14 protein-coding genes are annotated in these 14524 nt (G+C 72.3%); 1 reads left to right on the forward strand and 13 read right to left on the reverse strand.

Annotated elements, in window-relative coordinates:
* Window positions 1-194: 194 nt before the first annotated feature.
* A complete protein-coding gene (locus ACWD0F_RS37395) occupies window positions 195-1184 on the reverse strand; it encodes a helix-turn-helix transcriptional regulator (protein WP_449884758.1) in 990 nt (329 codons plus the stop codon).
* A 137-nt stretch (window positions 1185-1321) separates the two neighbouring features.
* Here ACWD0F_RS37395 and ACWD0F_RS37400 point away from each other — a divergent pair, with 137 nt between their 5' ends.
* Window positions 1322-2446, forward strand: coding sequence for a hypothetical protein (locus ACWD0F_RS37400; protein WP_449884760.1), 1125 nt, complete (start codon window positions 1322-1324; stop codon window positions 2444-2446).
* A 1-nt stretch (window position 2447) separates the two neighbouring features.
* Here ACWD0F_RS37400 and ACWD0F_RS37405 read toward each other — a convergent pair whose 3' ends face one another.
* From ACWD0F_RS37405 to ACWD0F_RS37460, 12 genes are all read right to left on the reverse strand, one after another.
* A complete protein-coding gene (locus ACWD0F_RS37405; protein WP_449884762.1) occupies window positions 2448-2933 on the reverse strand; it encodes a hypothetical protein in 486 nt (161 codons plus the stop codon).
* A gap of 115 nt (window positions 2934-3048) precedes the next feature.
* Window positions 3049-3573, reverse strand: a complete 525-nt coding sequence (locus tag ACWD0F_RS37410; protein WP_449884765.1) for a DUF1707 SHOCT-like domain-containing protein — start codon at window positions 3571-3573, stop codon at window positions 3049-3051.
* 61 nt (window positions 3574-3634) lie between these two features.
* Entirely contained in the window at window positions 3635-5242 is a 1608-nt protein-coding gene (locus ACWD0F_RS37415; protein WP_449884768.1) for an ABC transporter permease, read from the reverse strand.
* Entirely contained in the window at window positions 5239-6135 is an 897-nt protein-coding gene (locus ACWD0F_RS37420; RefSeq protein ID WP_449884795.1) for an ABC transporter ATP-binding protein, read from the reverse strand. Before ACWD0F_RS37420 ends, ACWD0F_RS37415 begins: the two co-directional genes overlap by 4 nt.
* An 85-nt stretch (window positions 6136-6220) precedes the next feature.
* Window positions 6221-7009 (reverse strand): ABC transporter permease, encoded by a 789-nt coding sequence (locus ACWD0F_RS37425; RefSeq protein WP_449884771.1) that lies wholly within the window; start codon window positions 7007-7009, stop codon window positions 6221-6223.
* Window positions 7006-7959, reverse strand: coding sequence for an ATP-binding cassette domain-containing protein (locus ACWD0F_RS37430; protein ID WP_449884774.1), 954 nt, complete (start codon window positions 7957-7959; stop codon window positions 7006-7008). The genes ACWD0F_RS37425 and ACWD0F_RS37430 overlap by 4 nt, the downstream gene beginning before the upstream one ends.
* Window positions 7960-8012: 53 nt before the next feature.
* Window positions 8013-8525, reverse strand: a complete 513-nt coding sequence (locus ACWD0F_RS37435) for an EXLDI protein (protein WP_449884776.1) — start codon at window positions 8523-8525, stop codon at window positions 8013-8015.
* A 57-nt stretch (window positions 8526-8582) separates the two neighbouring features.
* Entirely contained in the window at window positions 8583-11507 is a 2925-nt protein-coding gene (locus ACWD0F_RS37440) for an amino acid adenylation domain-containing protein (protein WP_449884778.1), read from the reverse strand.
* 58 nt (window positions 11508-11565) lie between these two features.
* On the reverse strand, window positions 11566-12390 hold the full coding sequence (locus tag ACWD0F_RS37445) for a mycofactocin-coupled SDR family oxidoreductase (RefSeq protein WP_449884781.1): 825 nt from the start codon (window positions 12388-12390) through the stop codon (window positions 11566-11568).
* Window positions 12391-12407: 17 nt separating this feature from the next.
* Window positions 12408-13157 carry a thioesterase II family protein gene (locus tag ACWD0F_RS37450; RefSeq protein ID WP_449884783.1) on the reverse strand — a complete coding sequence of 250 codons (750 nt, stop codon included), beginning with the start codon at window positions 13155-13157 and terminating at the stop codon, window positions 12408-12410.
* 12 nt (window positions 13158-13169) lie between these two features.
* Window positions 13170-13391 carry an MbtH family protein gene (locus ACWD0F_RS37455; protein WP_449884786.1) on the reverse strand — a complete coding sequence of 74 codons (222 nt, stop codon included), beginning with the start codon at window positions 13389-13391 and terminating at the stop codon, window positions 13170-13172.
* Window positions 13392-13422: 31 nt separating this feature from the next.
* Window positions 13423-14524: AMP-binding protein (locus tag ACWD0F_RS37460; RefSeq protein ID WP_449884788.1), on the reverse strand; the 1102-nt coding region annotated here is incomplete at its 5' end.

A 14524-nucleotide genomic window follows, 5' to 3' on the forward strand; every position in this document is an offset into this window, starting at 1 on the left:
CGTCTCGTCCGGATGAGTCGCCGACGAGCCTAGAAACTCAACCGCCCTTGAGGTCAAGCGGCCCGCCCGGCTACCAGCCGCCCTTGTGGAGCCGGCCGAGCATCGCGCCAGTGCAGGTTGGCGTACCACTTGCCCGGGTTGCCGATGATCCGGCCGAGCAGTACGCATTCCCGCAGCTTGACAAGGGTGTGCGCTCAACCGCCGTCGCCCCACCAGCCGCGGCGGGCGGCGAGCAGCCCCGCCTGGAAGCGGGTGCGTGCCCCCAGCCGCTCCATCAGCTCGCTGACCCGCCGGTGCACCGTCCGCAGGCTCACGCCCAGCTGACGCGCCACGGCCTCGTCCTTGAGCCCGGCCGCGAGGAGCGTGATCAGCTCCGGGTCCGGCAGGTCGCCCGGGCCGTCGGACGAGGAGCCGGTGGGCAGGGGCAGCGCCGAGCGCCACAGGACCTCGAACAGGGTGATCAGCGCGTCGAGCAGCGTCGAGGAGTGCACGATGACGGCGCTGTCGGCGTGCGCGGAGGCGTCGGTGCTGAGCGGCAGGATCGCGCTCCTGCGGTCGGCGATGGCCAGCTTCATGGGCACGTCGGGGCTGATCCGCGCCAGCTCGCCGGCCGCGGCCGACTCCTGGGCCAGGCGGAGCTTGCCGGGGATCTCCAGGGCGGCGGCGTCGTAGATGCCGCGGACGACGAGGCCGTGGGCGAGGCGGTCCATCTCGGCGGCGTTCTGCTGGGTGGGGTCCTGGGCGTACGGCGGCCGGTCGAGCACCAGCAGCTCCACGGTCGCGGTCTGCTGGAGCTGGGTGAAGCGCTGCACCACGGCCGCCTGGCCCCGCACGACCTCCACCAGCTCCTCCGGGGCCAGGATCTCCGTGCGCGGGGTCTCGGCGAGCATCGCCAGCGCGGCCAGCCGCGCCTGGGCCAGCCCCTCCTCCCGGCGGGAGATGAGGGCGGCCACGGCGACGTCGGGCCGGGTCGGCACGAACCGGACCGGGCGGCCCGCCATGCGGCTGACCAGGCCCAGCGCCTCAAGGCGGTGGCAGGCGCGGCGCAGGGCGACCGTGGGGCGGCCGGTGCGGGCGGCCAGCTCGGGCAGGGTCGCGCGCGGCAGGCGCAGCAGGTCGCGGTAGATTCGCTCGTCGTCGGCGTCGACCCCGACCGCCGCGAGTGCGTTGACGTCCATGTTCATGATCGCTAAGCATGGCAGATCCACGCAATGTCATAAAGCTGCCAACACTCTGCCCTAGCCGCCGCGCTCGACTTCCCGATAGGACGGGACATAGGACCTTTGGAGGTCCGATGAGCAAGTCTGTCGGGGAGGCAGTTGTGAAGAGATCGTTCACCATGGGAGTCGTGGCCGCGTTCGCGGTCCTGTCGGTCGCCGGGCCCGCCGTCGCGGACGACGAGCCGGCCGCCGCGAGCTTCGGCGGCTGGCGGCAGCCCGCCTGCGAGAGCGTCACGGGCGACGGGTCGGTGACGTTCACCAGGAACGAGGGCAAGACGATCACGCCGACCAGCAAGGTGCTGGAGCCGATCGTCTACACCAACGGCGTCGTCGCCCTCGACCGGCCCGGCGAGCTGTTGTCCATGGCGAACAACGTGTTGTCCACCTCGCGGGACTCGGGCTGCACCTGGGCGCCCGTGGCCAAGGTGAACGGCTCGAACATCCTGCTGGCCGCGGCCCGCGGCGGCCGGGCCTACGCCTGGGACCGCGACGGCCACGTCACGCTGGCCACCTCCGGCGGCACCACCGACCTCACCTCCCCGGCCGGCGAACTGGTGGGACTCGGCACGGACCGGCTCCGCGGCGACCACCTGCGGGTGGCCGACGGCGACGGGCGGCTGCTCGACTCCGGTGACGGCGGGCGCACCTGGCGGCCGATCGGGGTGCCCGCCTTCCCGCAGAGCGAGCTGCTGATGGTCTACACGGCGGTGTTCGATCCGTACAACCTCGACCACGTGGTGCTGGGCGCGGCCGGTCACGGCGCCCGGGTCACCTACGACGGCGGGCGCACGTGGCGCACGTCCACGGGGCTGACCGAGGACGGCGGCCAGATCAACGTGTTCAGCGCCGCGGTCTCCCCCGCCGCGCCGAACATCGTGTACGTGATGGGCCTGAATCTGGCCGAGCTGGACGCGGGCGTGCCGTCCGGCGGCCGGCACATCTACCGCTCACTGGACGGCGGCCGCCGCTTCAGGCCCGTCGTGGACCAGGGCGGCGAGGTCACGCTGCCCAACGGGCCGCTGCTCGCCGCCCACCCGACGGACCCGGGCGTGCTCTACTTCGTGTTCGGCACGGGGTGGTCGGGGCTCGGCACGAACGTCTACCGCTACGACGCCCGCCACGACCGGGTCACCGCCAACCACAACCCCTACGACCGGGTCACCTCCATCGCCTTCAACCCCGCGAACTCGCGGGTGATGTACCTGGGCGTGGCCGAGGAGGTGTAGGTCACTTCGCCAGGTAGAGGACCTTCCAGGTCCCCGCGTACAGGCAGTTCAGCGAGGGCTTGGCCGCCTTGCCCTCGCTGCAGACCTTGAGCTCCACCTGGTAGACGTCGTGGTACTCGAAGGAGAAGCGCTTGGCGGTGCGGTAGGAGCAGTCGCGCACGCTGCGGTGCTTGAAGGGCAGGTTGTTCTTGGTGTCGCGGTAGGTGATGCGGAAGACGGCCCAGCCGCAGGTGGCGGACTTGCGCGTCTGGTCGTACACCTTGCCGGAGATCTTCACGACGTCGGCGGTGGGCAGGTCGGCGTGGTCCTCGCCGGTGGCCGACAACTTGCCCACGGCCTTGGCGCCGTGGTGGGGCGCGTAGTACGGGCCCCACCCGGCGGCAGCGGTGGTGGTGTCGACAGGGGTGGCGGCCTGGGCCGCGGGTGCGACGGTGGCGACGGCTGCGGTGGCGACGGCCAGAACGGCGAGGGCCCGGGTGATCGTCATCGGGGGGCGGTCCTTTCATCGGGAGGTAGGTCACAGTGTGTGAGATCCCGATTTCAAGTGACTTGCCGGTAAAGGCGATGCGCTTTCAACCTTCTTACGGCAGCCCGGCGATGGTTCAGCGGGTGCGGCGGTGCCGGATCCGCAACCGGCCGTAGCTGAGGCGGCCGGTGATCCGCACGTGCACGCGCCCGGCGCCGGCCGCCTTGGGCGCCCGGTAGGCCGTGTTCCGCCAGGGTGTGGCCACCCCGTCGTAGTCGACCGTCGCGCCGGCCGGGAGCACGATCCGCGCGGAGCCGTACATGAGGGACAGGTCGATCTCGATCGTCGCGTGCGGGATGTCGGCACGGGACAGGTCCAGGTGCACGCCCCCGTAGACGGAGCCGACGCTCAGGACGCGCGGCACCCGCCAGTTGCCGCGCCGCTTGATGCGGCCGCCGGTGGACTCGATCCGGACGGGCCGGTCCGTGAACGGGCCGGGCAGGTCGTCGAGCACGGACACCAGCTCGCCGCGGGTGGTGGCGGTCAGCGCGCGTTCGAGCCGCGTGTCCATCTCCGCCGGGCTGAGGTGCCCCGTGGCGAAGGCCTCCTGCACGCGCCGCAGTGTCGTGTCACGATCGCCGTCCGAGATGTACGGCTGCATGTCGCCCCTCCCTTTCCGCAGGGCGGGCCGAGGCACGGGGCGGCGCCTCGGCCACGGATGGCTACGCCACGGTGGACAGGTCGCGGCGCCGGAAGAGCACCATCCCGAGCGTGCCCGCGACGAGCGCCGCCCCGGTCAGGGCCGCGACGGGCATGAGCTCGGCGGCGTTCAGCGGGACGAGGGCCGGGATGTTGAACAGGGACACCCGGCGCGTCCATCCCGGCAGCTCGACGAGCCCGCTGAGCAGCGTGACGAAGAGCCCCAGCGCCAGCAGCACCCACGGCACCGCGATGGCCGTCTTGGGCAGCAGGCCGAACAGCAGCGCCGACAGGGCGGCGAACACCAGCGGGATCGGCAGGTAGTTGAACGTCGCCGCGGTGAGCGTCCCCAGCAGAGCGGGATCCCCCAGCGCCGCCGACGCGGTCAGCCCGAGGCCCAGCGCGCCGAGGAGTTGCGTCAGCGTGGCGGACACGGCGGCGACCACCAGGCCGGCGCCCATCCACCGCAGCCGGCCGGTCGGCGTGGCCAGGACCAGCTCCGCGCGCCCGTCGCGCTCCTCGGCACGGATCCGCGACGCGATGATGATCGCCACCACCGAGGACAGGACGGAGACGTAGACCAGCATCGTCGCCAGGAAGCCGTCGACGATCCTGGACAGGTCGCCGCCGAACATCCTGATGGTGTCGGGGTTGGCCTGGAAGACGCCCTCCACCTGGGTGCTGAGCGTGCCGTAGAACAGGCCCAGCACGGTGGCGGCGCTCGTCCAGATGAGGATCGTCCCGCGCTGCAGCCGCAGTTGCAGGGCGAGCGGGCCGGCCAGGCGCGGCCCCGCCTCGGCGGGGCCCCGGCGGGCGGCCACCAGCCCGGCGCCGACGTCACGCCGCGACGCCAGGGCGTAGGCCACCGGGACGAGCACGGCGACCACGGCGACGTGCAGCAGCAGCGGCCACCAGCGCAGATCGACGTACGGCCTGGTCTGGAAGACCCATTCGCTCGGCGAGAACCAGGACAGGGCGGAGCCGCCCGGCGCGGCGAAGTCGCCGAGGACACGCAGGAGGTACAGCCCGGCGAAGGTCAGCACGGACATCCCGATCGCGGTCCGCGCGTGCGCGGTCACCTGGGCGAAGACCGCCGCGATGGCCGCGAACGAGAGCCCGGTCAGGCTGAGCCCGATGCCGGTGGCCAGCGAGTCGGCGAGCGGCAGTTTGCCGCCGGCCAGCACGAGACTGGTGAGCAGGCCGACCGCGACGTTGCCCGTGAGGCACGTCAGCATCGCGGCGGTGATCGGCGCGCGGTGGCCGACGGCGGTCGCGCGGAGGAGCTCGGCGCGGCCGGTCTCCTCCTCGGTGCGGGTGTGCCGGATCACGATGAGGATGTTCATCACGATCAGGGCGATGACGAGGATCGGCAACATCTCGTTGACCACCATCGGGCCGGTGGTGTAGTCGTTCAGCCCGTAGCCGGGGCCGCCGAAGATGATGCCGACCGGGGTGCGCATGAGCTTGGCGCGCTCCTGCTGCTGCGCCTCGGCGGCGTAGGCGACGGCCAGCGCCGGGACCGCGATCGCCATCAGCCCGGCCAGCACCACGGTGAGGACGGACAGGCGCAGCCGGTCGCGGCGCAGCGCGAAGCGGGTGAGGAAGCCGGTGGCGGCGAACGCGGCGCTCATCGCGCGCCCGCCGTGACGAGGGCGGGGCGATGCTCGCCGTACTGGCGCAGGAACAGCTCCTCCAGCGAGGGCGGGTTGCACACCAGGGAGCGCACGCCGAAGGCGGACAGCCGGCGGACGACCTGGTCGAGGTGGTCGTTGTCGACCTTGAAAGTGATCTTTCCGCCCTGGGCGACGAGCTCTTCCACGCCGGGCTCCGAGGCCAGCGAGCGCGCGTCGGCCGCCGTCACCGCGATCACCGTGGAGCGGGTCAGGTGGCGCAGGTCGGCCAGGGTGCCCGACTGCACGGTGTGGCCCTTGCGGATGATGGTGACGGTGTCGCAGAGCTTCTCGACCTCGGCCAGGATGTGGCTGGACAGCAGGACCGAGCGGCCTTCCCGCTTGACCTCCTGCACGCACTCGGTGAAGACGGCCTCCATGAGCGGGTCGAGGCCCGAGGTGGGCTCGTCGAGGATCAGCAGCTCCGCGTCGGAGGCCAGCGCCGCCACCAGGGCGACCTTCTGCCGGTTGCCCTTGGAGTAGGTGCGCGTCTTCTTCGTCGGGTCGAGCTCGAAGCGCTCCAGCAGCCGCTGCTTCCTGGCGCGGTCGCTGTTGCCGCGCAGCCGGGAGAGCAGGTCGATGACCTGGCCGCCGGTGAGGGTGGGCCAGAGGGTGACGTCGCCGGGCACGTAGGCGATGCGGCGGTGCAGGCGCACCGCGTCGGACCAGGGATCTCCACCGAGGACCCGGACGGCGCCCTTGTCGGCCTTGAGCATGCCGAGCAGGATCCGGATCGTGGTGGTCTTGCCAGCGCCGTTCGGGCCGAGGAATCCGGCGACCTGGCCGGCCTCCACGGTGAGGTCCAGGCGATCAACGGCCTTGACCTGACCGTACGATTTGTCGACCGAACGCATCTCGATCACTGTCGTGGTTCGCACGGCGTGGCTCCTTTCGTGGATTCGGGAAGGAAGTGCGGGCCTCAGCACGTGAGGCCCGCTCTCAGCTCATCGCGCGGCGCCGGTAGAGCGAGCGCGACCACAGGTAACCGAGGAACGCGATCGCCACGCACCACCCGGTCAGGACGGCGACGTCGGTGTTGTCGACGCTGCCGGCGAGCAGGCCACGGGCCGCGTCGATGATCGGGGTGAACGGCTGGTACTCGGCGAACCAGCTCAGACCGGCCGGCAGGGAGCTCACCGGCACGAACCCGCTGCTCAGCAGGGGCAGCAACATCAGGAGCATGGGCATGGTGCTCGCCGACTCGACGCTCTTGGCCGCCAGGCCCATGGCCACGGACAACCAGGCGAACGCGAACGCCGTCAGGACCAGCACGCCGAGCAGGCCCAGCCACTCCAGCGGGGTGGCCGCGGGCCGGTAGCCGAGCAGCAGCGCGACGGCCAGGACGGAGCCCATGGCCAGCAGGGCCTGCACGACTCCGCCGTACACGTGACCGGCCAGGACGGACGCGCGGGAGATCGGCATCGTGCGGAACCGGGCGATGATGCCCTCGGTCATGTCGACCGCCACCGAGATGGCGATGCCCTGCGCGGTGGCCGCCGCCGACATGAGCACGATGGCGGGCGTGATGTAGGCCAGGTAGTCGGCCCGGCCGCCGCCGACGCCGAGACCGGCGCCCAGGGTGCCGCCGAAGACGTAGACGAACAGCAGCAGGAAGACGATGGGCGTGCCGATGATGAGGATGGTCACGCTCGGGTTGCGGCGCATGTGGAGCAGGTTGCGCCGGAACATGGTCGAGGAGTCGGCCAGCGCGTGGGCGACGGAGCTCATCGGACGGATTCCTTTCGTGCGGCGGGGCCGGTGAGGGCGAAGAAGACGTCGTCGAGGTCCGGCGTCGTGACCGAGATGGTCTCGGCCTGGATGCCGGCCCGCTCGACCAGGTCGAGCACCTCGCGCAGCGCCGGGATGTCGCCGTCGCTGGGCAGGCGCAGGCTGAAGTCCTCGTCGTCGCGGACACCCTCGGTGAAGAGCTGGGCGGCGGCGTCGAGCGCGGCCGCGTCGGTGAGCTGCAGCTTGATGGCCCCGCCGGGGACCCGCCGCTTGAGCTCGGCCGGCGTGCCCAGGGCGACGATCTTGCCGCCGTCGAGGACGGCGACGACGTCGGCCAGCTTGTCGGCCTCCTCCAGGTACTGCGTGGTGAGGAAGATGGTGACGCCGTCGGCCACGAGGCCCTTGACGATGTCCCAGATGGCCTGCCGGCCGCGCGGGTCGACGCCGGTCGTGGGCTCGTCGAGGAAGATGACGCTCGGGGTGCCGAGCAGCGTCATCGCCAGGTCCAGCCGGCGCCGCATGCCGCCGGAGTACGTGGCCGCGATCTTGCCGGCCGCGTCCTGGAGGCCGAACCGCTCCAGCAGCTCGGCGACGCGGGCCTGAGCCCGGGGGCGGGGCAGGTGGAACAGGCGGGCCATGAGGTGCAGGTTCTCCTCGCCCGTCATGAGCTGGTCGACGGCCGAGAACTGGCCGGTGACGCCGATGGCGGCGCGCACGGCGTCCGCCTCGCGGACGACGTCGTGGCCCGCGATCCGGACCTCGCCGGCGTCGGCGGCGACGAGGGTGGACATGATGTTGACGGTGGTGGTCTTACCGGCGCCGTTCGGTCCGAGCATGGCGAACACCGAGCCGGCCGGAACGGTCAGGTCGATCCCGTCGAGCACGACGTGCTCGCCGAACGCCTTTCGCAGACCGGCCAGTTCTATGGCCGGCGGCGACGTGCTGTACATGGTGCCTCCATCGAATGGGGTGGGGAAGGTCCTGGCGACAGGACGACGGCGTGCTAGATGTCCAGGTGGTCGACGGCCGGCCGGTCGCCGACGTCGGCGAGCATGTCGTAGAGCTCGGCGGGCACGATGTCGCGCAGCGCCTCCAGGGAGTCGGCGACGTCCATGCTCGACTCGCCCTTGACCACGCCCCACGTCTGGCCGCCCAGCCCGAGATGGCTGCGCCAGCCCCAGAACGAGCCGTCGGAGTGCCGCCAGGCGTTGGATCGCTCCCGGTGCACGACGAACTTGTCCTTGCGGGAGCGGTAGACCCTGAAGACCTCGACGACGTCGCTCTCGTTGCGGCCCCATTCGGCGAGCAGCATGCCCGAGAAGCGCACCTGCCTGCCCGTGCCGGGGCCGACCCGGAAAGCGATTTCCTCGTAGCCGTCCTCCCGGCCCTCCTCCACCTCGATGTACTTGCGGAGCGCCGCCGAGATCGCCTTCGACAGGTTTCCGTCGGCCAGGTCCTGGGCGCTCTGGTAGAGCGGCAGGTCCTCGTCGGAGACGTAGACCGTCTTGTTCGGCATGAGGTCCCCTCCTTCGTTATACGTATATGTATAAGGATACGTAGGCGCATGTGGGTGTCAAGACCTGAGCGCGTCCGCGAGTTGCCGCACGGTCGGGTTGAGATAGAGCGTGCGGGGGTGCAGGGCGGCCATGCCGCGCTCGCGCAGCGCGGCCGCCATCCGGATGGCGAACAACGAGTTGCCGCCGAGCTGGAAGAAGTCGTCGGACGTCCGGACCGGGAACCCGAAGATCTCGCGCCAGACGTCGAGCAGGTGCCCGGTGATCTCGTCGCCGCCCGCCGGGTCGCCGTCGTCCTCCTCGCTCGGGCGGACGGGCGACAGGACCGGCTCCGGCAGGGCGGCCAGGTCCACCTTCCCGTTCGCGGTCAGCGGCATCGACGGCAGCACCGTGACGGTGGCGGGCAGCATGTACTCGGGCAACATCCGGGCCAGGTGCCGGCGCAGCTCGTCCGGGGTGCCGTCCGGCATCACGACGTACGCGTCGAGCCGGGCCGTGGCGGTGTCGCCGTCGTCCTGCCGCAGCACCACGGCCGCGGCCGCCACCCCCGGGCTCTCCACCAGCACCAGCCGGATCTCGTCCAGCTCGATCCGGAAGCCCCTGAGCTTGACCTGGTTGTCCATGCGGCCGAGGTGCTCCAGCTTGCCGTCCGGCCGCAACCGGCCCCGGTCGCCGCTGCGGTACAACCGTGCGCCGGTGAACGGGTCGGCGGGGAACCGCTCGGCGGTCAGCGCGGGCCGCCCCAGGTAGCCGAGCGCGACGCCGGCGCCGCCGACGTAGATCTCGCCCGCCACGCCGGGCGGCGCGGGCCGCCCCGAGGCGTCCATCACGTACGCGTGCCACCCCGGCACCGGCTTGCCCACCGACCTGGAGGCCGACAACGCCATCCCCCGGTCGAGGGTCTCGGAGGTGACGTGCACGGTGGTCTCGGTGATGCCGTACATGTTGACCAGCCGGCAGCGCGACTCCGGATACCGGTCCAGCCACGGCAGCAGCGCGGGCGTCTCCAGGGACTCGCCCCCGAAGATGACCAGCCGGAGCGCCAGCGGGTCGGCGCACGCCAGGTCGGCCGCCACGAGCTGGATGAACGCCGACGGCGTCTGGTTGAGCACGGTGACGCCCCTGGCGCTCAGCAGCGCGCGGAACTGCTCCGGCGACCGCGACACCCAGTACGGCACCACGACGAGGTGACCGCCCGTGAGCAGGCAGCCCCAGACCTCCCAGACGGAGAAGTCGAAGGCGATGGAGTGGAAGAACGTCCACACGTCCGCGGGGCCGAGCACGAAGTCCTCACGGGTGGCGTCCAGCAGGCTGATCACGTTGGCGTGGGATACGAGCACCCCCTTGGGCCGGCCGGTGGAGCCGGAGGTGTAGATGACGTAGGCGGGATCGCCGGGGCGCCCCTGGCTCTCCGGCGGGCCGGCGCGGCCGTCCCCCAGCTCGGCCAGCCGCTCCGGGGTGAGCGCCGTCAGGCCGTCCGGCGCGGGGAACCCGGCCAGGGTGGTCACCAGGGCGCGGATGCCGGAGTCCTCGACCGTGTACGTCAGCCGGTCGGCCGGATAGGCCGGGTCCATCGGCACGTACACCGCGCCGGCCTTGAGGATGCCCAGCATGACCGCGATCAGTTCGGCCGAGCGTTCCAGGCACATGCCGACGAGGTCGCCGTCCCGCACGCCCAGCGCCCGCAGGCCGTGCGCCATCCGGTCGGAGCGCTCGTCGAGCTCGCGGTAGGTGACCTGGACGTCGTCCTCCGACAGCGCGACGGCGTCCGGGCACGCGGCGGCGCGCTCGGCGAAGACGTCCTCGATGCGGCGGGGGCGGCTGTCCAGCTCCCGGGGCGGCAGGCCGAGGGCCCGCACCCGGGTCAGCTCGGCCGCGTCCAGCAGGCCGGCGGCGCGGGCCGGCCGGGCGGGCGACGCGGCGACCTGGCGGCGCGCGTGGACGAGGTGGCGGGCGAACTGCGCGGCGATCTCGGGGCCGACGCTGCGCAGGCGGTGCAGGCAGCGCAGCTCCGGGCGGCCCTCGCCGTCGCGGTGCAGCACGATCGTGAGCGGGAAGGACGGGCGCCGGATGGGTACGCCTTCGACCTCGGTCCCTTCCCCATTGTCGTCGCCGAGGTCGAAGGCGTGGTCGAAGGCGCCGCTGTCGAAGGCGCCGCTGTCGAAGGCGCCGTTCTCGAAGGCGCCGTTCTCGAAGGCGCCGTCGTCGGAGGCGGTGTGGGAGAAGGCGGCGTCGAAGGCGAGGCCGGCGGCGGGTGCCTGGGCTGCCGTGAACGGCGCCGGGGTTCCTGCCGCGAGGTCGGCGGCGAGCCGGGTGGCCAGCTCGCCGAGCCGGGTGGCGGCGGTGAGCTCCACGGGGATCGAGGTGACGCGGTCGTGCCGGTCGAGGTCCAGGACCGCGACGGTGACCGGCTCCTCGGGGGCGTACCGCGACAGGACCACCGCCAGCGCCGCCAGCCACTCGCCGGGCCGGCCGACTCCGTCGGGCAGCGCCAGCCGCAACTCGGCGAAGTCGCCGCCGCGCCGGGGATCGCCTAGCCCCCACGGAACGGTCGCCTCCGGCTCCACCGGCACATCCACCCGCTCCCCCGACCGGCCTTCCGACCGGTCTCCCGGCTGACCCGCCGACCGGCTCTCCGCCGACCGGCCCGCCGGCCGGTGCTCCGGCGGAGGCGGGGCGTGCGGGGTGTCGGCGCGCAGGACGGCGCGGGCCAGGGCGCGCAGGGAGGAGCGGCCCAGCGTGGCCCGGTGCGCCACCAGGACCAGGTCGGCCAGGCCGCCGGCGTACTGGATCAGCACCGCGCGCACGCCGTCGCCCGCGTCCACCGGCCTGGCCAGCTCGCTCTCGCGGCGGCGGACGGACAGCGGGTCGTCGGCGTGGCCGGCGCGCTCCACCCACAGACGGGCCCCGGCCAGCGTGGCCAGGCGCCGCCCGATCAACTCGGCGTCAACGGCGTCGACGGCGTCACGGAGCCTGACGCGCATCGCATGACAATCCTTCTGGAGGTACGGCTCAAGGGCTGGCATCACGGTCTCCTGCGCGTCAGCGTGCGGTGAATCCGCCATCCACGGTGAGGATGGATCCGGTGACCTGCTTCGACTCGTCCGAGGCCAGCCACACGGCGGCCGCGGCGATGTCTTCCGGCTCGATCAGGGCGTTCATGGGCTGGGCCTGGAGGAAGGTCTCCTCGTGGTCGGCCACCGGCACGTCCAGCGACCTGGCGATCTCCGACAACATCCGGCCCTCGACCGCGTGGTCGTCCCGGACCGATCCGGGGCAGAGCGCGTTGACGCGGACCTTCATCGGGGCGTAGTCGAGCGCGGTGGCCTTGGTGAGCCCGATGACGCCGTGCTTGGCCGCGACGTAGCCGGCGAAGTACCGGTAGCCGACGAGGCCGGCCGTCGAGGCGACGTTGACGATGCTGCCGGAGCGCTGCGCGGTCATCAGCTTGCCGACGGCCTTGGTGGTGCGCCAGGCGCCCGACAGATCGACGTCGATCATGAGCTGCCACTCGTCCTCGGTGATCTCGTGCGTCGTCTTGCCGGAGGGCGCGGCGATGCCGGCGTTGTTCACCAGCACGTCGATCCGGCCGAAGCGCTGGTACGTCTCCTGGACGACGTCTTGCAGCGCGGCGAGGTCGCGCACGTCGGCCCGCCTGGCGAGCACGGCGGCGCCGTGCTCGCGGCACAGGTCGGCGGTGTGCGCGAGCTGGCTGGGGGAGCCCAGCGCGTAGGGCACCCCGGGCAGGTTCTCGCCGACGTCCAGGAGGACGAGGTCGGCGCCTTCCCGGGCGAAGGCGACCGCGCACGACCGCCCGATGCCGCGTGCGGCGCCGGTGATGATGGCTGTCTTGGCCGCCAGACGCATGGTCCTTCTCCTCGCAGTCAGTCGTGGTTGACGGTGGTCGGGCTGAGTCTGAGCGGCTCGTCGTGGTCGACGGTGGATTCGATGAGCCGCAGCAGCTCGTCGGTGTTCTCGGCGAGGAACATGTGGCCGCCCTCGACCTCGGTGAGGGTGAACCCTCCGGTCGTCGCCGCGCTCCAGCCGCCGGCCTCCTCGGTGGTGACGAGGTCGTCGGTACGGCCGCGCAGCGACGTGATCGGCACCGCCAGCGGCTCGTCCGAGCCGGGCCGGTAGTTCTCGTGCATCTCGACGTCGGCGCGCAGGGTCGGCAGGATCAGCTCGCGCATCTCGGGGTTGGCCAGCGCCTCGTGGCTGTAACCGGCGAACTCCTCGACGCGGAGCAGGAAGTCGTCGTCGCCGAGCCCGGTGGCCCGCCGCGTACGGCCCGCCCACGGTCCGGGCGAGCCGCTCACGATGAGCCGGACGAGCTCGGCGCGGCCGGCCAGCCGGTGTGCCAGCTCGTACGCCAGCACGGCCCCCAGGCTGTGCCCGAACAACGCCACCCGGCCCGCCTCGTCGGCCACCTTGAGCAGGTCGGGAAGGAGCCCTTCGACGGCGTCGGCCACGTCCTGGTACGGCTCGTCCACGAGCCGCCACTCCCGGCCGGGGAGCTGGAGGGCCACGACCTTCAGCCCGTCGCCGGCCAGGCCGCTCCACGGGTGGAAGAACGAGGCGCCGGCGCCCGCGAAGGGCAGGCAGACGAGTGTGGTCGTCGTGGTGGTGGTCTTCATCGCTCCCCGTCCTCAGGAGACGTCCGCGGCCATGGCGTCACGCAGGCTCTTGGGCCGGATGTCGGTCCAGTGGGCCTCGACGTAGCCGATGGCCGCGGTGCGCTCGTCGGGGCCGAAGACGGCGGTCCAGCCGGCCGGCACCTCGGCGAACGCCGGCCACAGGGAGTGCTGCTCCTCGGCGTTCACCAGCACGTAGAACTCGTCGTTCTCGGCGTCGAACGGATTCGTGCTCATGTCTCGTTCCTTTCGGCTTTCGGCGGGTGATTCAGCGGCTTGCTGGTTCCAGAACGTGGTGCGGCTCGGAGCCGGACGCGGCGCGACTCCGCGTCGCGGGCGGGGGCGTGGGCGGGGGCGTGCCGCGATTCCGCGTCGCGGGCCGGGCCGGGGGGGCGGGCGGGTTGTGGTCGAGGTGGGCGCGGTCGGGCTCGCCGGCGGCCCGGCCCAGGTGCTCGATCTCGCCTTGGTCGTTCCAGCGGACCTGGTCGCCGGTGCGGTACATGCGCTCGCCCGGCGGCCCGTACGGGCAGGCCACGAAGCGGTGCGCGGTCAGGCCGGGCTGTCCCAGGTAGCCGCGCGCCAGTTGCACGCCGGCCAGGTACAGCTCGCCCGGGACGCCGGGCGGCACCGGCCGCAGGGCCGCGTTCAGCACGTGGACGCGGGTGTTCCAGACCGGGGTGCCGATCGGCATCGCGTGCGAGCCCGGGTGGTATTCGTGGGAGGTGACCTCGACCGCGGCTTCCGCAGGCCCGTAGAGGCTGTGCACGCCGCAGTGGGGCAGGATCCGGCTCGCCCGCTCGGCCAGCTCCACCGGGAACACCCCGCCGGCCACCTCGATCCAGCGCAGGCTGTCACACCCGGCCGCGGCCGGCTCGGCGACGAACGCCTCCAGCAACGACGGCACGAAGTCTGCCTGGGTCACCCGCTCCCGCTGGATCAGCCGCGCCAGATACTCCGGGTGCCCGTCCGGCCGCGCCGGACAATCCGGGCGCCCGACCGGCCGCGCCACCACCATCGCCGCGCCGACCTGCAACGGGCCGAACAGCTCCGGCACCGACACGTCGACACTCGACGACGTCACCAGCAACACCCGGTCCTCCGGCGTCATGCCGAAGTACGCCTGCCCCCACCGGACCCGATTCATGATCGACCGATGCGACACCAGCACACCCGCCAGACCGGAGGTGTAGATCACGTAGGCGGCCATCGCCGGATCCAGACGCACACCCGGATCCGTGGCGGGATAAGAGGCCAGCTCCGGCAGTTCCTCGATCCCGGCCACCGGGCAGGCACTGGCCAGCATCGCCGCCACCCGCTCCCGGGGCAGATCCGGATCGATCGGCAGATACGCCGCGCCCGCCTTCAGGACC

This window comes from Nonomuraea sp. NPDC002799, from assembly GCF_053592075.1.